This window comes from Pseudomonas sp. KH_040 (assembly GCF_057839305.1).
On record NZ_CM174487.1, the window covers coordinates 2,270,975 to 2,291,961 of the forward strand.

The 20,987-nt window shown below is 60.3% G+C and carries 14 protein-coding genes; 11 read left to right on the top strand and 3 right to left on the bottom strand.

Features of this window, described 5'->3' with window-relative positions; translation table 11 throughout:
• Nucleotides 1-157: 157 nt before the first annotated feature.
• Nucleotides 158-853 carry a DUF1266 domain-containing protein gene (locus tag AC3IUF_RS10110; protein ID WP_007913435.1) on the top strand — a complete coding sequence of 232 codons (696 nt, stop codon included), beginning with the start codon at nucleotides 158-160 and terminating at the stop codon, nucleotides 851-853.
• Nucleotides 850-3,552, top strand: a complete 2,703-nt coding sequence (locus tag AC3IUF_RS10115) for a DUF805 domain-containing protein (protein ID WP_489280950.1) — start codon at nucleotides 850-852, stop codon at nucleotides 3,550-3,552. The genes AC3IUF_RS10110 and AC3IUF_RS10115 overlap by 4 nt, the downstream gene beginning before the upstream one ends.
• Here AC3IUF_RS10115 and AC3IUF_RS10120 read toward each other — a convergent pair.
• The 3 genes from AC3IUF_RS10120 to AC3IUF_RS10130 form a co-directional block, all read right to left on the bottom strand.
• Nucleotides 3,549-5,240 (bottom strand): Hsp70 family protein, encoded by a 1,692-nt coding sequence (locus tag AC3IUF_RS10120; RefSeq protein ID WP_489280951.1) that lies wholly within the window; start codon nucleotides 5,238-5,240, stop codon nucleotides 3,549-3,551. The two genes, AC3IUF_RS10115 and AC3IUF_RS10120, sit on opposite strands and share 4 nt — an antisense overlap.
• 86 nt (nucleotides 5,241-5,326) lie before the next feature.
• Nucleotides 5,327-8,605, bottom strand: coding sequence for a sensor domain-containing protein (locus AC3IUF_RS10125; RefSeq protein ID WP_489280952.1), 3,279 nt, complete (start codon nucleotides 8,603-8,605; stop codon nucleotides 5,327-5,329).
• A gap of 74 nt (nucleotides 8,606-8,679) precedes the next feature.
• Nucleotides 8,680-9,564 (bottom strand): LysR family transcriptional regulator, encoded by an 885-nt coding sequence (locus AC3IUF_RS10130; protein WP_489280953.1) that lies wholly within the window; start codon nucleotides 9,562-9,564, stop codon nucleotides 8,680-8,682.
• Between the two features lie 140 nt (nucleotides 9,565-9,704).
• Here AC3IUF_RS10130 and leuC point away from each other — a divergent pair, with 140 nt between their 5' ends.
• From leuC to AC3IUF_RS10175, 9 genes are all read left to right on the top strand, one after another.
• Entirely contained in the window at nucleotides 9,705-11,123 is a 1,419-nt protein-coding gene (gene leuC / locus AC3IUF_RS10135; protein ID WP_007913443.1) for a 3-isopropylmalate dehydratase large subunit, read from the top strand.
• Nucleotides 11,124-11,134: 11 nt separating this feature from the next.
• Nucleotides 11,135-11,779: a 3-isopropylmalate dehydratase small subunit gene (gene leuD / locus AC3IUF_RS10140; protein WP_007913445.1), complete on the top strand. Its 645-nt coding sequence runs from the start codon at nucleotides 11,135-11,137 to the stop codon at nucleotides 11,777-11,779.
• 160 nt (nucleotides 11,780-11,939) lie between these two features.
• Entirely contained in the window at nucleotides 11,940-12,707 is a 768-nt protein-coding gene (locus tag AC3IUF_RS10145; RefSeq protein ID WP_489280954.1) for a class I SAM-dependent methyltransferase, read from the top strand.
• Nucleotides 12,708-12,761: 54 nt separating this feature from the next.
• Nucleotides 12,762-13,844 carry a 3-isopropylmalate dehydrogenase gene (gene leuB, locus AC3IUF_RS10150; RefSeq protein WP_123374813.1) on the top strand — a complete coding sequence of 361 codons (1,083 nt, stop codon included), beginning with the start codon at nucleotides 12,762-12,764 and terminating at the stop codon, nucleotides 13,842-13,844.
• A 66-nt stretch (nucleotides 13,845-13,910) separates the two neighbouring features.
• Nucleotides 13,911-15,023: an aspartate-semialdehyde dehydrogenase gene (asd, locus tag AC3IUF_RS10155; protein WP_007913448.1), complete on the top strand. Its 1,113-nt coding sequence runs from the start codon at nucleotides 13,911-13,913 to the stop codon at nucleotides 15,021-15,023.
• 276 nt (nucleotides 15,024-15,299) lie between these two features.
• Nucleotides 15,300-16,310 carry an aspartate-semialdehyde dehydrogenase gene (locus AC3IUF_RS10160; RefSeq protein WP_463542673.1) on the top strand — a complete coding sequence of 337 codons (1,011 nt, stop codon included), beginning with the start codon at nucleotides 15,300-15,302 and terminating at the stop codon, nucleotides 16,308-16,310.
• 208 nt (nucleotides 16,311-16,518) lie between these two features.
• Nucleotides 16,519-19,164 (top strand): motility hub landmark protein FimV, encoded by a 2,646-nt coding sequence (locus tag AC3IUF_RS10165; protein ID WP_489280955.1) that lies wholly within the window; start codon nucleotides 16,519-16,521, stop codon nucleotides 19,162-19,164.
• Between the two features lie 242 nt (nucleotides 19,165-19,406).
• Nucleotides 19,407-20,231: a tRNA pseudouridine(38-40) synthase TruA gene (truA, locus tag AC3IUF_RS10170; RefSeq protein ID WP_034152768.1), complete on the top strand. Its 825-nt coding sequence runs from the start codon at nucleotides 19,407-19,409 to the stop codon at nucleotides 20,229-20,231.
• Between the two features lie 65 nt (nucleotides 20,232-20,296).
• On the top strand, nucleotides 20,297-20,917 hold the full coding sequence (locus tag AC3IUF_RS10175; protein ID WP_489280956.1) for a phosphoribosylanthranilate isomerase: 621 nt from the start codon (nucleotides 20,297-20,299) through the stop codon (nucleotides 20,915-20,917).
• Nucleotides 20,918-20,987: the final 70 nt, after the last annotated feature.

Genomic DNA, 20,987 nt, shown 5'->3' on the forward strand with positions numbered 1-20,987 from the left:
ACGATGAGCCGCTGAATGAAGGCCCCGCTACGTCGGGGCCTTTTTTGTGGGCGAAAGAAAACCGTTGTTCGACTTTGCCGCTGGCGGCGGTTTCTCTACAATCCGCGGCAGTTTTGCCGACCCCCATTCCTCACCGGTCGGCCTGGAGCCTTTTTTCATGGACGATATTCAACAGCGCTGGCTGTGCGCTTTGTCTGCGCCAATGGCGGCGATCAATACCGGCGCCAGCTACGACGACCCGGCCTTCTGCAACGATCGCTACATCGACCTGAAAGACAGCTGGGGTATCGACGACCGTGGGCAATTGTTCGACATGCTCGAACGGATGACCGACGACGGCCATGCCAAGCACCTCAGCGCGGCCTATTTGGCTTGGCAGCGTTGTCTGCCAAGTGAATGGCAGGCCTTGCTTGAAGATCTCACTCCCCGCGAACGCATCCTGCATGAGTTTGCCAGTCGCACGTTCGGCAGTTGTGGGCCGGGCGGGATTTTGTCCTGGGACTATGGCCGCATGGGCTTTCTCTTGCGTTGCGCGGTGCGCAATCAGTGGATCGATCTGGACGAAAGCAACTGGCTGCACAGTCGTTTGGCCCTCAGAGCGCAATTTCACTACGGCAGCTGGATGGCTTACTTCGATGGCTTTGTGGTGGGCCGGACGTTTTGGTCGTGCCTGAGCGCCAGCGACGATGAGCTTGCGCGTGAGCTGGATCGACAAGGCGCCAACGCCCTTAACGTGCGGATTGCCCGCGGTCTTGCCGAGAACATCCCTCAGTTCCTTGCTGATTTGCCGTGGCACATGGAAATTGATTTGCCGCCGCGCCCGGCATCGCTCAAGGAGTTCGACTGGTCATGAGTTGCTGGATCCGCCTGGGCATCGAGCCTACTAACGACGAAAACCTGATTCGCAACGCCTACCGCGCACGTTTGCCGGCGCATCACCCGGAGACCGATCCGCAAGGGTTTCAGGCGCTGCGCATGGCCTACGAAAACGCCCTGCGTCTGGCGCGTGAAGATGAGGAAGAAGAGCCCGAGGACGAGTACGAGTCCCAAGCCTCAGAACAGACTGTCGTTGAGGTCCCTCCAGTATTCGGGGAGTTCTGCGAGCTGCTGGATGATCCTGCGCGCCGGTTCAATTTCGCCGCGTGGCAGGCCTTTGTCCGAGGGCTGGATGAGCTGTCGCTGGACGTGCTCGATGAACTCAGCTGGCCGCTGTACCACCGGATGGCGGACGCCGGTCCGTTGTCGTACCGTTGCGCGAATCTGTTGGCCAAACGTATGGCCTGGGATCAGCAGTTGCTGGATCTTGCGTTCGACGACGCCCATCAGGTCGAATCCTTTCTACAGCGAATCGCAACGCCTGACCCGTTCGACACGGATCTGATGGGAACTTGGTCAGAGGCTGCACAGACCGAATCGCTGTGGTACGCCCGTAGCCTCGATTTTATCTTCACCCAGCGCCCACTCCATGAGTTCGCCGACTTCGCCAGTCGGCACACCTGCCTGCCATTGCCGAATGATGCCGCGTTCCTCAAGCGCCTGTTGGTGCAGTTCACTCAGGCAGGTATTGGCGGGCCGACGTTTTTGCAGTGCTGTATCGAACAGCAGCTTGCAGCACCGGATGATGTCGACTGGCTTTACCTGTTGGCGTGCCAGAACAGTCTGCTGGGGCGAGACGATCAGGCATTGCCGTGCTGGATCCGGCTGTGGAATGAGCATCGCCATCCGATGGCGGAAAGTCGTCTGCTGGAGCTGTGTGCCAAGCGCCAGCCGACTTTTCTGCCTCTGCTGATTCAGGCATTCGATCGCCTCGAGGACTGCTCTGACTGGTCGGAGGATCTCGGCGATGACGGCCAGGTGTATGGCAGCCCGTCACAACATCCCGAGACGCTGAACCGTTGGCTGGGTGTCGGAAGATTAGCGCTTGATAGCCTCGCGCAAAGCTTTGTCGATTGGCGCATGAGCGGTGATGAACTGCCATTGCTCGCGCAATTGCTCGGCGAAAATGCCGACAGCCGATTGCTGCATCTGTACCGCCACGCCTGGGCGTTGCATCGGGGTGATTCGGCGTTGTTGCAGCAGATTGTGGATGCACCGCTGCCGATCGATGCCCTCGAAAGCCTGGTGATGAGCGGATTCAAATATCAGGCCGCGCAACACCTGCGTTGGCTGGGCGGGGCACCGATTGCGCTGGCCATGAGCGCGTTCAGCGACGCAAATTCGGTTTCGCAGGCATTGCCGCAGGTACTGACGGAGGGCGAGCCGCACAAGGTCTGTCGGCTGTGGCTGCGTCGCTTGCGGCCTTACAACGACATTGCGCTGGAACGACTGGCAGACGCGTTCAAGCTGGCTGCGGTCAAAGACGACTGCGACTTATCCGAACTCGATTTGATTCTGCAGTTAAGCCGGCGCGGGATCCCGTTGTCGCCGGTCGGGCTGGGTGAAGCCACTTGGGAGTGGCACGCGCAGACCCTGTTTTTGCTGGCATTGCTGGAACAACCCGAACGCTGGCTGCAGATGATTGACGCGCAGTGCGTGGAGCGCCTGCCTTTCAATCCGGCCCATCCGTTGAGTCGCCTGCAACCGTTGTTGCGGCGCTTGCAGCGTGAGCAAGGCCATTGCGCCGGTTTGCTCGGATGGCTGCAAGGCAATGACCCGGTGCACGGTTTGTTGGTGCAGCAATTGTTCAGCGTGCAGCAGGCACTCGACAGCGTGCGGTTGCCGGCCAATAGCCTGCTTTACACCTGTCTCGAAAGTGATCGTGCTGCCTGCGGCGACGATTTACTGGGTTTGATGATGTTCTGGGGCGTGCTCTATCACGATCCGAGCCTGAGTGCCGAGCAGCATCGCGCATTGTTGCAATCGATCGCGGCGATCAGTTGTGAGGACGATTGGTTCGAAGGCTTCCGCGACGGTTTGATCAAAGGCGAACCGGTGTGGCCGCCGCGCAAAGTGCTGACCGATTTTGGTGTCGACAAACTGCTGGCGTATGAAGCGCTGGATGCGCTCAAGGGCTTGATTCGCTATGGCGCTGCCGGGGTGCCGAAAACGCGCGTCCTGCGCCAACTGCAACAGGGCAAGGACGATGTGCAGAACAGCATCGGGCTGCGCCTGGCCTTGTGCGCATTATTGTCCTGGTCGGAACGATTGCTGCTGGCGAAAAGCGATGTTCAGCCGGTACCGGCGACAGCGATCTGGCGTCTGGGATCGCGGTTGGGGCGTAAGGCTTTTATCGCTCAGGTCTTGGCCTGCGTGGTGATTGCGCCGGTGGCAGGGCTGATCAGTGGCACTACGGGCGCAGGCATTCTTATCCTGCTATTGGGCGTGCTGCTGGTGTTCGGCGCTATTCTGCGCCGCTTGCACGACATGGGCCGGGGCATTCCGACGTTGCTGATCTTCATGGCGCTGACGCCGGTTCTGCCATTCCTGCCTTTGCTGCTGTTCGGCTTTCCCGGTGACAAGTTGCCCAACCGCTATGGTGTGCCGCCGGACAGCGGCGATTCCGAAATGCTGTCCGGCGGCCTGCAGGCTGCCTTGCGGCGGCTCAACGGTTAGAGACGCAGTTGATCCAGCGCCTTGTTCAGCTCTGAGCGATGGCTGGCAATCTCCGAGGGTTGCTGGCCGGCGAGCACGGTAGTGAAGTTGTGCAGCCATTCGGCAATGTGCTCGCGTTGCGTGCCGAGGCTTTGCATCCATGCCCGCTCCAGACGGGCGAGCAACGTGCGGTTGGGCAGCGCGTCGCGTGGATGGACTTTCAGGGTCGACAGCCGGTTATGGCTGTCTCGGCGTGCTTGCTGATCCAGACCCGTGGGGCTGCGGTCGATGCTGTGACTGTGACGCTCGCCGGTTTCGAGCAGGGTGACGTCGACTTCGAGCAGACCGTTGATGTCATAACTGAAGCGCACGTCCAGTTCCTGGATGTGTTCAGTGGGCGTCAACGTGACATCGAAAGCATCAATCAGAATGTTGTCGCAAACCCACGGCCGCTCACCCTGATAGACGGCGATGCGCAGCAGCGATTGCTTGGGCTGGGTGGTGTAATAACGCTCCACCCTTGACGTCGGAATGATGGTGTTACGTTCGATGATGGGCGAGAAGGCACCTTTGATGTCTTCTCCACGCATGGTCGCAATCCCCAGCGTATACGGGCAGACATCCGTCAGAATCAACTCTTCAACCGCCCCGTCACGCGCCTTGCACGCCGCTTGCGTCGCCGCCCCCAGCGCAACAATCGTGTCCGGATCAAGATGCCGGTAAGGCAGGCGCCCGAACAGCGTGGCAACCATTTGCTGCACCGCCGGCATGCGCGTGGCGCCGCCGACCAGCACCAGGCTGTCGAGGTCACGGGGCTTGAGGCGAGCGTCGCGCAGGGCTTGTTCGATCGGCGCGCGTAAACGGGCCAGCAACGGTTCCCAGATCTTTACTGCGGCGGCTTCGTCCAATGACCATTCGAGCGTCTTGTCGCCATGGCGCCAGCTCAGATGTTGAACACCTTCAGCGAGTTTGCATTTCAGTTGCTCCAGCGCGTCGCCGAGGCTGGCCATGCTTTGCGCATCGACCATTGCCGGAGTCAGTTGCCAATGTTTCAGGCAGGCCTGCAACAGCGCGGCAGTGAAGTCTTCGCCGCCGAGAAAGTTGTCGCCGGTGGAGGCGTGCACTTCGATCAGTGGCAACGCGTATTCCAGCACCGTGACGTCGAAAGTACCGCCGCCCAGATCGAAGATCAGCGTGCGTTCGAATTTCTGTTCATGCAGCCCGTAAGCCATGGCCGCAGCGGTCGGCTCGTTGATCAGGCGTGTCACCGAGAGCCCGGCAAGTTCAGCAGCAAACAGCGTGCGTTTGCGTTGCTCGTCACTGAAATACGCCGGCACGGAAATTACCGCTTCCGACACCGGGTGACCGAGAAAGGCTTCGGCGTCCTGCTTGAGCGAACCGAGGACCAGCGCCGACAATTCTTCCGGGCTGAACTGACGTGCACCGAGCTGGACGCGTTTATCGCTGCCCATAAAACGCTTGAACGCTGCAGCGCTGCGCTCCGGGTGCGTGGTCAGGCGGGCGCGGGCGGCTTTGCCGACCAGAATGGTGTCGTCTTCATCGAGGCTGACCACCGAGGGTGTCAGCACATCGCCCAGAGCGTTGGGAATCAGGCGGGCCTGACCGTCCTGCCAGACGGCGATCAGACTGTTGGTGGTGCCAAGGTCGATGCCCAGCAGAGCCGGGCGGAGGAGGGTTGCATCCTGCATGAAAGATCTCGAAACGGCGCAAAAAACGCGACCCTACAGGTTGCCGCAAACCGTGGCAATTGCGCGTCTGTTGCAACGTGCACAGGTTATGGCAGGAGCTTTTTCAGATCCTCCAGTGCAACCGGTCGACTGTGCAGATAACCCTGATACAAATGGCAGCCCAAGCCTTGCAGGAACGCCAGTTGTTCCGGGGTTTCCACGCCCTCGGCAATCACCTCCAGCTCCAGACTGCGCGCCATGGCGACGATCGCGCGGATAATCTCGGCATCGTTCGGATCGGTCGTCGCATCGCGGATAAACGACTGATCGATTTTCAGTGTGTCCACTGGTAGCCGCTTGAGGTAAGTCAGCGACGAATAACCGGTGCCGAAGTCATCCATGGCGAAGCTCACGCCAAGCTTTTTCAGCCGGCGCATTTTGCTGATGGTGTCTTCCAGATTCTGGATGACGATGCCTTCGGTGATTTCCAGTTTCAGCAGCGAGCAGGGCAGGCCGTGGCTGCTCATGCTGTGTTCGATGCGCTCGACGAAGTCATTCTGACGGAACTGCCGTGGGCTGATGTTCACGCACAGGCTGAAATTCAGCGGGTCGACCCGTTTCTGCGCGATCAGTTGTTTGAAGGCATTGCAGGCCTCATCCAGAATCCAGGTGCCGACTTCGAGAATCAGGCCGCTGTCTTCCAGTACTTTGATGAACTCGGTGGGTGACTGCGCGCCCAGTTCCGGGTGATTCCAGCGCACCAGGGCTTCGGCGCCGATGATGCGGTTGTCGCGGGCATCGACCTGCGGCTGAAAGTGCACGTTGAATTCACCGCGCGACAGCGCCAGGCGCAGGTCGGTCTCCATGCGCAGCCGCTCGCTGGCGGCTTTCTGCATGGTGTTGTGATACATCTGCGTGGTGTTACGCCCGGAATCCTTGGCCCGGTACAGAGCAATGTCGGCGCGTTTGAGCAGATCGGTCGGCGTCGAGCCATGATCGGGAATCAGCGCCACGCCGATGCTCGGCGTCACTTGCAGGCGCTGGCCGTCGAGGAACATCGGTTCCGAGAGCAATTCGCGCAGGGTGTCGGCCAGATTGCGCACTTGCGTGCTGACTTCGTTGCGCGAGCCTTCGAGACCGCTGAGCAGCACGACAAACTCGTCGCCGCCGAGGCGTGCGACCGTGTCTTCCATGCGCACACTGGCTTCGAGCCGCGCGGTGATGATCTTCAGCACCGTGTCGCCGACCGGATGGCCGAGGGAGTCATTGATGTGCTTGAAGTGATCGAGATCGAGAAACAGCAACGCGCCGCGCAGGTTGTGGCGCTTGAGCAGGGCGATCTGCTGGCTCAGGCGATCCATCAGCAAGGCGCGGTTGGGCAGGTTGGTCAGCGGGTCGTGATAGGCCAGATGGCGAATTTGCGCTTCGGCGTTTTTCAACAGGCTGACGTCGCGCGCGGTCAGCAGCAGGCACGCCGTTTCATTGAGGGTGATCGGCTCGACCGAGACTTCCACCGTCAGCATCTCCCCGCGCTTGTTGCGCCCGAGCATTTCCTGATGGTGCACGCGGCCCTTGATCTGCAATTCGGCGAGTAATGCCGAGCGCTGTTTTTCCTCAGCCCAAATCCCGACCTGATAAACCGTTTTGCCCACGACTTCTTCAGCGCGGTAGCCAGTGAGGCGGCAGAAGCCGTCGTTGACTTCCAGATAACGCCCGGTGTCGCGCTCGGTGATGGTGATCGCGTCGGGGCTGGAGTGAAAGGCCTTGGCGAATTTCTCTTCACTGGCTTTCAGCGCCGCTTCCGAACGCTGTTGTTGGGTGATGTCACGCAGGGTGGTGACGATGCACGGTTGATCGCCGACGCTGATCTGCCGGCTGGAAATCACGCAGGTCAGTGATTGGCCATCCTTGTGCTGAACGATGATTGCGACGTTGCTCAGGCCCTGTTCGCGAATCACTCGTTCGATGCGTTGCAGGCTTTTCGCCGAGGCGTCCCACAGGCCGATTTCTTCGGCGGTGTGGCCGATGACGTCGGCGGTGCTCCAGCCGAACGTCTGGGTAAAGCTGTTATTGATTTCGATGAACTCGCCACTGTCCTGGCGGGTGACGCAGATCGGGTCCGGGCTGACTTGGAACAGCGTGGCGAATTTCTCTTCCGAGGCCACCAGCCGCTGTTCGCGTTCGACCTGATCGGTGATGTCGAGCAGCGTGCCGGCCATGCGCAGCGGCGCGCCGTTGTCGTCGCGGTAGAGGCGGGCGCGGCTTTCCAGATAGCGCGAGCTGCCGTCCGGCAGTTGCACGCGATAGGTCAGCTGATAATTGCCCGCCGGGCCTTCGCGCAGGCTGCGGTAGGCGTCGCGCATGCTGTCGCGTTCCTCACCGGGCACGCCTTCGAAAAACTCTTCGAACGACTCATGAAACGGTTTCGGCTCCAGACCGTGCAGTTGCGCGGCCCGCGCCGAGCCGTAGAGCATGCCGCTGGGAATGTGCCAGTCCCAGGTGCCGAGCTGTGCCGAGTCCAGCGCCAGATCGAGGCGTTCCTGGCTGTCCTTCAAGGCGTGTTCGGCGGCTTTGCGTTCGGTGGTGTCGAGGAAGGTGCTGAGCAGATAGGGCTGACCTTCGAGTTCGACCTTCTGTGCGCTGAGAATGCCGTCGTGAATCTGCCCGTTACTGGCGCGAAACTGCACCTCCATGCTGATCAATTCGCCCTTGGTGTTGGTCTTCTTGACCAGTTCGCCGCGTTGCTCCGGATGCACCCACAAACCCAGCTCCAGAGTGGTGCGGCCGATGGCGCTCTGCACCGGCCAGCCGAACAGGCTTTCGAAATACTGATTGGCTTCGCTGATCAGGCCGTCTTCCTGACGGGTCAGCAGGACCATGTTCGGGCACAGGTGAAAAAGTGTCGCGAAACGTTTCTCCGAACTGCTCAGGGCCTGTTCGCGTTGGCGCTGGTGGGTGATTTCACGAATCACCCCGATCATTCGGGGGCGGCCGTTTTTATCCGGCAGCAGGCTGCCGCTGATCTCCAGCCAGTGCAGGCTGCCATCAGGCCAGCGGATACGGTGGTGCATCGCTTGTTCCAGCGGCGCCCCGGCAATCACCGCGTGGAAGGCGCGAACGGTTTTCGCCCGGTCTTCCGGCGGCAGCAGGTCGAGGTATTCCAGATCTTCGGGCAGCGGTTGCCGAGGATCGAAGCCGAACAAGGCCTGGGTGCCACGCGACCAACTGATCTGCCCGCGCTCGATGTCCCAATACCAGGCGCCGAGCCGCGCGCCGTTGAGCGCCGCCAGCAATTGCGGCGCGCTTTCCCAGCTCTGCTCGGAATGACGCGGGTCAATCGCCTGAATACGCGGCATCGGCGGAATTCGGTCAACAGATTTCGGCATCGTGGACAGGCCTTGAGCTGATGGTGGCGTTAGGCACAGGGGCAGCGGCTCTATAGGAGTAGCACAAGTTGGCCTCAAGTCCCTGGCAGATCGATTTGTGCATCCAGTAAGGCCATAAAGGCCCGTGCCGCATTCGAGAGCGTCCGTTCAGTGTGCAGGATATAGCCTAGCTGGCGACTGAGCTGTATGCCCGGCAATACGATGCTTGCCACCTGCTCATCGAGCATGGTGCGCGGCAAAACGCTCCAGGCCAGGCCAATCGAGACCATCATCTTGATGGTTTCCAGATAGTTGGTGCTCATGGCGATATTCGGCGTCAGGCCTTGGGCCTCGAACAAGCGTTGGGCAATGTGGTGGGTGAAGGTGTTGCCACCGGGGAAAACCGCCGGATGACCGGCAATGTCCGCCAGATTGACCGGGCCATTGCTGATCAGCGAATGCTCCGGGGCAACCACGAAATCCAGCGGGTCGTCCCAGACGGGTGTGGCTTTGACCAGTGCGTGAGGTTCCGGCGCCAGGGTGATGACCGCCAGTTCGGCGCGGCCATGGAGAATTTCTTCGTAGGCCACTTCCGAATCAAGGAACTGAATATCCAGCGCAACCTGTGGGTAACGACGGGTGAATTCCCGCAATAGCGGCGGCAAACGGTGCAAACCGATGTGGTGACTGGTCGCCAGTGTCAGGCGCCCGCTGACTTCGCCGGTCAGATTGGTCAGCGCGCGGCGAGTGTCATCGAGCACGTTGAGAATCTGATAAGCCCGCGGCAGCAGGGCGCGGCCGGCCTCGGTCAGGCCGACTTCACGGCCCAGCCGATCAAACAACCGCACCTTCAACTGCTGCTCCAGCCCGGCGATGCGTTTGCTGATCGCCGGCTGCGTCAGGTGCAGGCGTTCGCCGGCGCCGGAGAAGCTGCCGGTCTCGGCAATCGCGATAAAAGCGTTGAGGTTGGCCAGATCCATGTTCGTATTCCAGTTGGTTATCCAAAGCATAAAAAATATGAATTTGAGTTATTTAATCTAACCCCATAGGATCGGCCTCACAAGCCAAAGGGTTATTGATAAGCCCAGGGCATAGAAACAAGCTGATGAGGAACCGTCTGATGGCCGGCAAAACGCTCTACGACAAGCTCTGGGATTCGCATTTGGTCAAGCAGCGCGACGATGGCTCGGCGCTGATCTATATCGATCGTCACATCATCCACGAAGTGACTTCGCCGCAAGCCTTCGAAGGCCTGCGTCTGGCCGGGCGCAAGCCTTGGCGCATCGATGCCAACATCGCGACCCCGGACCACAACGTACCGACGACCCCGGAGCGCAAGGGCGGCATCGCAGCCATTGCCGATCAGGTCTCGCGTTTGCAGGTTCAGACCCTCGATGACAACTGTGATGAATACGGCATCGTCGAGTTCAAGATGAACGACGTGCGCCAAGGCATCGTCCACGTCATCAGCCCGGAGCAGGGCGCGACCTTGCCGGGCATGACCGTGGTCTGCGGCGACTCGCACACCTCGACCCACGGCGCGTTCGGCGCTCTGGCCCACGGTATCGGCACTTCCGAGGTCGAGCATGTGCTCGCCACCCAGTGCCTGGTCGCGAAGAAAATGAAGAACATGCTGGTGCGCGTTGAAGGGCAATTGCCGTTCGGCGTGACCGCCAAGGACATCGTTCTCGCGGTGATCGGCAAGATCGGCACCGCCGGCGGTAACGGTCACGCGATCGAATTCGCTGGCAGCGCGATCCGCGACTTGTCCGTCGAAGGCCGCATGACCATCTGCAACATGTCCATCGAAGCCGGTGCCCGTGTTGGCCTGGTGGCAGCGGATCAGAAAACCGTCGACTACGTGAAGGGCCGTCCATTCGCACCGAAAGGTGAGCAGTGGGATATGGCCGTCGAAGCCTGGAAAGATCTGGTCTCCGACGCCGACGCCAAGTTCGACACCGTGGTTGAACTCGACGCTGCGCAGATCAAGCCGCAAGTCAGTTGGGGCACTTCCCCGGAAATGGTTTTGGCCGTTGACCAAAACGTGCCGGACCCGGCCAAGGAAATGGATCTGGTCAAACGCGACTCGATCGTCCGTGCCTTGAAATACATGGGTTTGACTGCCAATCAGGCGATCACCGACATTCAGCTGGATCGCGTATTCATCGGTTCCTGCACCAACTCGCGGATCGAAGACTTGCGCGCTGCGGCGGTAATCGCCAAGGGCCGCAAAGTCGCCTCGACCATCAAGCAAGCGATCGTGGTGCCGGGCTCGGGTCTGGTGAAGGCTCAGGCAGAAGCCGAAGGTCTCGACAAGATTTTCCTCGAAGCCGGTTTCGAATGGCGTGAGCCGGGGTGCTCGATGTGTCTGGCGATGAACCCGGACCGTTTGGAGTCCGGCGAACATTGCGCCTCGACCTCCAACCGTAACTTCGAAGGCCGTCAGGGCGCCGGTGGCCGTACCCACCTCGTCAGCCCGGCCATGGCGGCGGCGGCAGCGGTGAACGGTCGTTTCATCGACGTTCGTGAATTGATCTAAAGGAGCGCAGCATGAAAGCTTTTACCCAGCACACTGGTCTTGTCGCGCCTTTGGATCGTGCCAACGTCGACACCGACCAGATCATTCCGAAGCAGTTTTTGAAGTCGATCAAACGCACCGGTTTCGGCCCGAACCTGTTCGACGAGTGGCGTTACCTCGATGTCGGGCAACCGTATCAGGACAACTCCAAGCGCCCGCTGAACAAGGATTTCGTCCTCAACGCCGAGCGTTATCAGGGCGCCAGCGTATTGCTCGCCCGCGAGAACTTCGGTTGCGGCTCCAGCCGTGAGCACGCGCCATGGGCGCTGGAAGAATACGGTTTCCGCAGCATCATCGCGCCGAGCTACGCCGACATCTTCTTCAACAACAGCTTCAAGAACGGTTTGTTGCCGATCATCTTGAGCGACGCTGAAGTCGATGAGTTGTTCAAGCAGGTCGAGGCCGAGCCGGGTTATCAACTGCAGGTCGATCTGCAAGCGCAGACCGTGACCCGTCCGGATGGCAAGGTGTACAGCTTCGAGATCGATGCGTTTCGCAAGCACTGCCTGTTGAACGGTCTGGACGATATTGGTTTGACCTTGCAGGACGGTGATGCGATTGCGACGTTTGAGGCCAAGCATCGTGTGAGCCAGCCTTGGTTGTTCCGCGACGCATAATGATTCGAGATTGATGTAGTCAGGGCCGGCCCCTTCGCTGGCAAGCCAGCTCCCACAGGGATTTGCGTTGTTCACAAAACCTGTGGGAGCTGCGGTTCGACGATTCGACTTGCCAGCGATGAGGCCGGAACAAGCACCATAAGATTCAAGGAAAGATCCCATGACCAGCACCGCCCAACACAGCCAGGTTGTCCAGAAGCAATTCGGTGAACAGGCCGCAGCCTACCTGAGCAGCGCCGTTCACGCTCAGGGCACCGAATTCGCACTGCTACAAGCTGAGCTGGCCGGGCAGGGCGAGGCTCGGGTGCTGGACTTGGGCTGCGGCGCCGGTCACGTCAGTTTCCACGTCGCGCCGTTGGTCAGGGAAGTGGTTGCCTACGACCTGTCACAGCAAATGCTCGACGTGGTCGCCACCGCTGCTGTTGATCGCGGTTTCACCAACATCGCCACGGTCAACGGCGCCGCTGAGCGTTTGCCGTTTGCCGATGGCGAGTTCGACTTCGTGTTCAGCCGGTATTCGGCGCATCACTGGAGCGATCTCGGTGTGGCCCTGCGCGAAGTGCGTCGGGTGCTGAAGCCGGGCGGTGTGGCGGCATTCGTGGATGTGTTGTCACCGGGCAGTCCGTTGTTCGACACTTACCTGCAAAGCGTCGAAGTGCTGCGCGACACCAGTCATGTGCGCGATTATTCCGCCGCTGAGTGGCTGCGGCAGGTCAGCGAGGCCGGTTTGCATGTGCGCAGTACCACGCGTCAGCGCCTGCGTCTGGAATACACCAGTTGGGTTGAGCGCATGCGCACGCCTGAAATAATGCGCGCGGCGATCCGCCAGTTGCAGCAGTCGATGGGCAATGAAGTGCGCGAATATTTTGAGATTGATGCCGATGGCTCGTTCAGTACAGATGTAATCGTGCTGATGGCCGAGCGATAAGAATTTTTCCGGGCGCGCCTAAGGTGGCGCACCGACTGAAGACACGAGGAAAGCATGAGCAAGCAGATTCTGATTCTCCCAGGTGACGGTATTGGTCCGGAAATCATGGCCGAAGCGGTCAAGGTGCTGGAGCTGGCCAACGACAAGTACAACCTGGGCTTCGAGCTGAGCCATGACGTGATCGGTGGCGCCGCCATCGACAAGCACGGCGTACCGCTGGCCGATGAAACCCTCGACCGCGCCCGCGCTGCTGACGCTGTTCTGCTGGGGGCCGTTGGCGGTCCGAAATGGGACACCATCGAGCGCGACATCCGCCCTGAGCGCGGCCTGCTGAAAATCCGTGCGCAACTGGGCCTGTTCGGCAACTTGCGTCCGGCGATCCTGTACCCGCAGCTGGCCGACGCGTCGAGCCTGAAGCCGGAAATCGTTGCCGGTCTGGACATCCTCATCGTTCGTGAGCTGACCGGCGGCATCTACTTCGGCGCGCCGCGCGGCACCCGTACCCTGGAAAATGGCGAGCGTCAGTCCTACGACACGCTGCCGTACAGCGAAAGCGAAATCCGCCGCATCGCCCGCGTCGGTTTCGACATGGCCATGGTCCGTGGCAAGAAGCTCTGCTCGGTGGACAAGGCCAACGTGCTGGCGTCCAGTCAACTGTGGCGTGAAGTGGTCGAGCAAGTGGCCAAGGATTATCCGGAAGTCGAACTGAGCCACATGTACGTCGACAACGCCGCCATGCAACTGGTGCGCGCACCGAAGCAGTTCGACGTGATTGTCACCGACAATATGTTCGGCGACATTCTGTCCGACGAAGCGTCGATGCTCACCGGTTCCATCGGCATGCTGCCGTCGGCCTCGCTGGACTCCAATAACAAGGGCATGTACGAGCCTTGCCACGGTTCCGCTCCGGACATCGCCGGTAAAGGCATCGCCAACCCGTTGGCGACCATTCTGTCGGTGTCGATGATGCTGCGTTACAGCTTCAATCTGCACGATGCGGCCGATGCCATCGAGAAAGCCGTTAGCGTTGTGCTCGATCAAGGGTTGCGCACTGGCGACATCTATTCGGCCGGTTGTAGCAAAGTCGGTACGCAGGAAATGGGCGACGCAGTAGTCGCCGCGCTGCGGAATCTGTAATCTCTCGGGCCCGCTGCGAAATTCAATACAAAGCAGCGGCCCACTTTTCAAGAAGGTGTAGTTGCGATGAAACGTGTAGGTCTGATCGGTTGGCGCGGGATGGTCGGTTCCGTGCTCATGCAGCGGATGCTGGAAGAGCAGGATTTCGATTTAATCGAGCCGGTGTTTTTCACCACGTCCAACGTCGGTGGCCAAGGTCCGTCCGTGGGCAAGGACATTGCTCCGCTCAAGGATGCTTACAGCATTGATGAGCTGAAGACCCTCGACGTGATTCTGACCTGCCAGGGCGGCGACTACACCAGCGAAGTGTTCCCGAAACTGCGCGAAGCCGGCTGGCAGGGTTACTGGATCGACGCGGCCTCGAGCCTGCGCATGAACGATGACGCGGTGATCATTCTCGATCCGGTCAACCGCAAGGTCATCGACCAGCAGCTCGATGCGGGCACCAAGAACTACATCGGCGGCAACTGCACCGTCAGCCTGATGCTGATGGGCCTGGGCGGCTTGTTTGAGGCCGGTCTGGTCGAGTGGATGAGCGCCATGACCTATCAGGCGGCTTCCGGTGCCGGCGCGCAGAACATGCGTGAACTGATCAAGCAAATGGGCGCGACCCACGCCGCTGTCGCTGATCAACTGGCCGATCCGGCCAGCGCGATCCTCGACATCGACCGTCGCGTTGCTGATGCCATGCGCAGCGAAGCGTACCCGACGGAAAACTTTGGTGTACCTTTGGCCGGCAGCCTGATTCCGTGGATCGACAAGGAACTGCCGAACGGCCAGAGCCGCGAAGAATGGAAAGCTCAGGCTGAGACCAACAAGATCCTCGGCCGCTTCAAGAGCCCGATCCCGGTCGACGGCATCTGCGTGCGCATCGGCGCCATGCGTTGCCACAGCCAGGCGCTGACCATCAAGCTGAACAAAGACGTGCCGATCGCTGATATCGAAGGGCTGATCAGCCAGCACAACCCTTGGGTCAAACTGGTGCCGAACCAGCGCGAGATCAGCATGCAGGAGCTGAGCCCGACCAAGGTCACTGGCACCCTGAATGTACCGGTGGGTCGTCTGCGCAAGCTGAACATGGGTTCGCAATTCGTCGGTGCCTTCACCGTCGGCGACCAACTGCTGTGGGGCGCGGCCGAACCGCTGCGTCGCATGCTGCGGATTTTGCTTGAGCGTTGATCGTTTGCAGCAATGAAAGAGCCCGCGCCTTGTGAGAGGTGCGGGTTTTTTTATGCCTGTGGTTTCTCGGGTGTCTGGATTGGCCCCATCGCTGGCAAGCCAGCTCCCACAGGGATTTGTGGAGTACATAAAATCTGTGAATCGCACCGCCCATTGTGGGAGCTGGCTTGCCAGCGATGAGGCCGGTGCAGGCGCCGCAAATCCTCGGCAGAAATTGCCTGCATGGCGGTCACCCGGTAAAGTGCCGCTCCCCCCGTTTCGCCAGAGGCTCGCACCATGACCCAGACCCTAGATATTGCCGTGATCGGCGCCACCGGTACTGTCGGCGAAACCCTCGTACAGATTCTCGAAGAGCGCGACTTCCCGGTCGGCAACCTGCACCTGTTGGCGAGCAGCGAATCTGCTGGCAGTTCGGTGCTGTTTCGCAACAAGAACGTGCGCGTTCGTGAAGTCGATGAATTCGATTTCAGCAAGGTCAAACTGGTGTTCTTCGCCGCCGGCCCGGCCATCACCTTGAGCTACGCCGCGCGTGCCCACGCCGCCGGTTGCTCGCTGATTGACCTGTCCGGTGCGCTGCCGGCCGATCAGGCGCCGCAATTGGTGCCGGAAGCCAACGCCGCAGTACTCGCCAGTTTGAAAGCACCGTTCCAGGTCAGCAGCCCAAGCCCGTCGGCTACTTCGCTGGCCGTGGTACTGGCGCCGCTGCTCGACCTGATCGATCTGCAATATGTGAATGTCACCGCCAATCTGGCCGTTTCCGCCCAAGGTCGTGAAGCCGTGACCGAGCTGGCGCGACAGACCGCCGAGCTGCTGAACATGCGCCCGCTGGAACCGACCTTCTTTGATCGGCAGATGGCTTTCAACCTGCTGGCGCAGGTCGGCACGCCTGACGCGCAGGGCCACACGCTGCTGGAAAAACGTCTGGTGCGCGAGTTGCGTCAGGTGCTGGCGCTGCCTTTATTAAAGATTTCCGCAACTTGCGTTCAAGCCCCGGTGTTTTTTGGCGATAGCTTTAGCGTGACCTTGCAGTCAGCGTCGGCTGTCGACCTGGCAAAAGTCAACGCTGCACTCGAAGACGCGGCCGGTATCGAGCTGGTCGAAGCCGGTGATTACCCGACCGCAGTCGGTGACGCGGTAGGGCAGGATGTTGTCTATGTCGGTCGCGTGCGCAGCGGTGTTGACGACCCGGCGGAACTTAATCTGTGGCTGACGTCAGATAACGTACGCAAGGGCGCGGCCCTTAACGCTGTGCAGGTGGCTGAGTTGTTGATAAAAGACCTGCTGTAAAAGATACTTGGCAACAATTTGTCGACTGATTCTAGGTGAGCGCTATGCTTGCCCAGATCGCTTGATAACGTGTCACCCTCCGGGACATTCCGGGGCATCAAAGAAATGATCGCGCGCGGCATCTGTCGTCGTCGCGCGCAATGCCTTACGGCAGCGGTATTCAACATCTTCTCGCTGGCCGAGGAACGTTCAAACAAAGGATGAGGCTATGGTTCAAGTTCGCAAACTGGTGTTAGCAATAGCGGCCGCCTCGGCGCTGTCCTCCGGTATGGCGCATGCCCTCGGGCTCGGGGAGCTGACCCTGAAGTCGACCCTGAACCAGCCGCTGGTGGCTGAAATCGAGCTGCTCGACGTCAAGGATCTCACCGCTGCCGAAGTGGTGCCGAGCCTGGCTTCAGCTGAAGACTTTGCCAAGGCCGGCGTCGATCGCCAGGCCTTCCTCAATGATCTGACCTTCACCCCGGTGCTCAACGCCAGTGGCAAAAGCGTGCTGCGCGTGACCTCGAGCAAACCGCTGTCGGAACCGATGGTGAAATTCCTCGTCCAGGTGATGTGGCCGAACGGCCGTCTGCTGCGCGACTACAGCGTGCTGCTCGATCCATCGAAGTTCTCGCCGCAGACCGCTGATGCCGCCGCGCAACCGGCGCCGTCGCAGACCATCACTGCGCCGACCACGGGCGCCACGCACTCGACGCAATACACCACCACGCCGCGCGACACCCTGTGGGAAATCGCTGCGAAAGCGCGTACCGGCGGTTCGGTGCAGCAGACCATGCTGGCCATTCAAGCGCTGAACCCGGATGCGTTCATCGGTGGCAACATCAACCGCCTGAAGACCGGTCAGGTGCTGCGCCTGCCGGATTCCGTGCAAAGCACTGCGTTGCCACAGTCGAAGGCCATTGCCGAAGTCGCTGCGCAGAACGAAGCCTGGCGTCAGGGCCGTCGTTATGTGGCCAAACCGGGCACCGGTCAGCAGCAGCTCGATGCGACCAATCGTGGTCGCGGCAATTCCGGTGCCGCGCAGAACGCTCAGGACAATCTGAGTCTGGTTTCTGCTGAAAGCGCCAAGTCCCGCGGCAAAGGCCCGGCGGGTGATGCTAAAGCCTTGAGCAACAAGCTCGCGGTCACTCAGGAAAGCCTCGACACGACCCGTCGTGATAACGAGGAACTGAAAAGCCGCATGTCCGATCTGCAAAGTCAGTTGGACAAGCTGCAAAAACTGATCGAGCTGAAGAACAATCAGCTGGCAAAACTGCAGGCCGAAGGGGCGGGCGCTGCGCCGGCCGCCAACGCTGCTGCACCGGCGGTGCCTGCGATCACGGCTGAACTGGCTGCCACGCCGCCAGCCACTCCGGCAGAAGCGGCGCCGACGCCAGAGTCCGCCATTGCGCCACCGGCTGAAACGCCAGTCGTCGAGCCAGTGGTGGCGCCGAAGCCGCCTGTCGATGACGAGAAAACCTTCAATGAGCTGCTGACCAATCCGATCCTGTTGGGTCTGGTCGGTGGCGGTGTAGTGGTTCTGCTGCTCCTGCTGTTGTTGCTGGCACGTCGCCGCAAGGCCCAGCAGGAAGCCGAGAAACATCTGCGCATGGCCCGCGCTCTGTCGGAAGAGCAAGAGTTCTCCGCCGAGCAGGATCTGCCGGAAAGCAGCTTCGAAGGTCTGGAAACCCCGGCGGCGAGCGTCAGGCTCAACACCCCGGCACCTGCTCCGGCACCCGTAGTGGCTCCGGTAGTTGCCCCGATCGTGATGGCTGAACCGATTGCGGCGCCGCTGGTGGCGCCGGCCGCCGAGCGCTCGGATGACGTGCTCGACAAGGCGCAGTCGCACATCAACGCCGGTCGCCTGAATCAGGCTGCTGCACTGCTGGAAGAGGGCGTCAGCCTGGAGCCGCAACGCAGTGATCTGCGTCTGAAGCTGATGGAAGTCTACGGTCAGCAGGGCGACCGCGATGCGTTCGTCGGTCAAGAGCGTCAACTGGTGGCCAATGGTGACAACTTCGCCAAGGTCGAAGAGCTGAAAAGCCGCTTCCCGGCCATGGCCGTCGTCGCTGCGACAGGTCTGGCCGCTGCTGCCGTGGCCGCCGAACTGGACGCGCAATACGTCAAGGATTTGCTGCTGGATGAGCCTGAAGCACCGGCGCCAGCGCCTGTGGAAGACGATCTGGACAGCGCGTTTGATTTGAGTCTGGACGATCTCGACAACATCACGCCGGTTGAGCCGGCGCCGGTGGTTGAGCCTGAAGCGCCGGTCGAGCTGGATGAATTCCCGGCGGACGACGACCTGAGCTTCGAATCGGTGCTGCAACAGCAGACCGATATCAAAGAGAACCTGGATGATCTGTCGGACTTCGACCTCGATCTGGACCTGGGTGCCGAACCGGCGCCTGCGGTTGACCTGGCGGACGATGACTTCCTGCTGGATCTGGACGAAGGCGTGAAGGATCTGCCGCCAGTCGAACCGCCGGTGGTGGCTGACGTGCCACAAGATGATCTGGAGCTGCCGGCCGATTTCGATCTGTCACTGGCCGACGAAATGGACAGCAATCCTGCGGCTGAGCCGGATGCGTTCGCTGCCGAACTGGATGACGTCAACGCCGAGCTGGATCGTCTGTCGCAAACCATTGCCGAGCCGACCTTCACCGAAGCCGATGCGGCAATCGGTGCTGATCTGGGTGAAGACGATTTCGACTTCCTCGCTGGCACTGATGAAGCCGCTACCAAGCTTGATCTGGCTCAGGCCTACATCGACATGGGTGACAGCGACGGCGCACGCGACATCCTCAACGAGGTCGCCAGTGAGGGGAGCGAGGCACAGAAAAAAGAAGCTCAGGAAATGCTTTCGCACTTAGCGTAAGTTCAGAGGTAAACGAAAACGGCAGCCATTGAGGCTGCCGTTTTTGTTTGTCTTTTTTGAATCAAAAGATCGCAGCCTTCGGCAGCTCCTACAGGGGAACGCCATCTCATGTAGGAGCTGCCGAAGGCTGCGATCTTTTGATCTTGAAACTGGTATCCCCGGTCCACAGCCTTATAATGCCCGCCTTTGCACAAACAGCAGGCTGTCCCACCTTGGCAAACATAGATAACCCGGTCGCCGAAATGGCTCCCGACGGCTTTTACCGCGTCGCGTTGGGCGTTGAGTACAAAGGCTCGCGTTACAGCGGCTGGCAGCGTCAGTTGACGGGTGTGGCGACGGTGCAGGAAGAGCTGGAAAAAGCCCTGTCGAAAGTCGCCAACTCACCGGTTTCGCTACAGTGCGCCGGACGCACCGACGCCGGCGTGCATGCCTGCGGACAAGTGGTGCACTTTGATACAACGGTCGATCGTTCGCTGAAAGCCTGGGTCATGGGCGCCAACATCAATCTGCCCCATGACATCAGCGTCAGTTGGGCTCGGGTGATGCCGGCGCATTTCCATGCGCGGTTCAAAGCCATCGCCCGGCGCTATCGCTACGTGATCTACAACGATCAGATTCGCCCGGCGCATCTCAATGAAGAAATCACCTGGAATCATCGCCCGCTGGATGTCGAGCGCATGGCCGAGGCCGCGCAGTATCTGATCGGCACTCACGATTTCAGCGCGTTCCGCGCCGGTCAGTGCCAGGCCAAGTCGCCGATCAAGAAGATGCATCACCTGCGCGTGACCCGTCACGGCAAGATGATCGTGCTCGATATTCGCGCCAATGCCTTCCTGCATCACATGGTGCGCAATATCGCTGGCGTGCTGATGACCATTGGTGCTGGCGAGCGTCCGGTGGAGTGGATGAAGGAAGTCCTCGAAAGCCGCGAGCGCCGCTCCGGTGGGGTGACCGCGCATCCGTACGGCTTGTATCTGGTACAGGTCGAGTACCACGACGAATTCCCGTTGCCCGAGCGTTTTATCGGGCCACATTTCCTTACGGGATTCTCCGAACTTGACGGCTGACGCCCTCGAACGCTTTTGTTACCATCCGGGACTTTCCCGGATTTTGCCTCGGAGTTTTTCTCGATATGTCAGCCGTTCGCAGCAAGATCTGCGGGATTACCCGCATAGAAGATGCGCTGGCCGCCGTTGAGGCCGGGGCGGATGCGATCGGGTTTGTGTTCTATGCCAAGAGTCCGCGTGTGGTAACCGTACAGCAGGCGCGGGCGATTATTCAGGCATTGCCGCCGTTTGTGACTACCGTAGGGCTGTTCGTCAATGCCAGCCGTTGCGAGTTGGGTGAAATCCTCGACGCCGTGCCGCTGGATTTGTTGCAGTTTCATGGTGATGAAGTCGCTGAAGACTGCGAAGGCTGGCATCGTCCGTACATCAAGGCGTTGCGGGTCAAGGCCGGTGATGACATTGCGGCGGCGGTTGATGCCTATCCGAGCGCCAGTGGCGTGCTGCTCGACACTTATGTCGAAGGTGTGCCCGGCGGAACCGGTGAGGCGTTCGACTGGTCATTGATTCCGCAGACGTTGAGCAAGCCGTTGATTCTCGCGGGTGGTTTGACCCCGGAGAACGTCGCAGATGCCGTGGAACGGGTAAAACCGTATGCGGTGGATGTCAGTGGCGGGGTGGAAGCGAGCAAAGGCATCAAGGATCACGCAAAGATCCGCGCGTTCATCAACGCCGTAAAAGGAATATAGGAACCTGCCGGTTCCGATATTGATGTGACGGCTGGCAGTCTGCCGCCGTCCATCAATGCACTTGCACAAA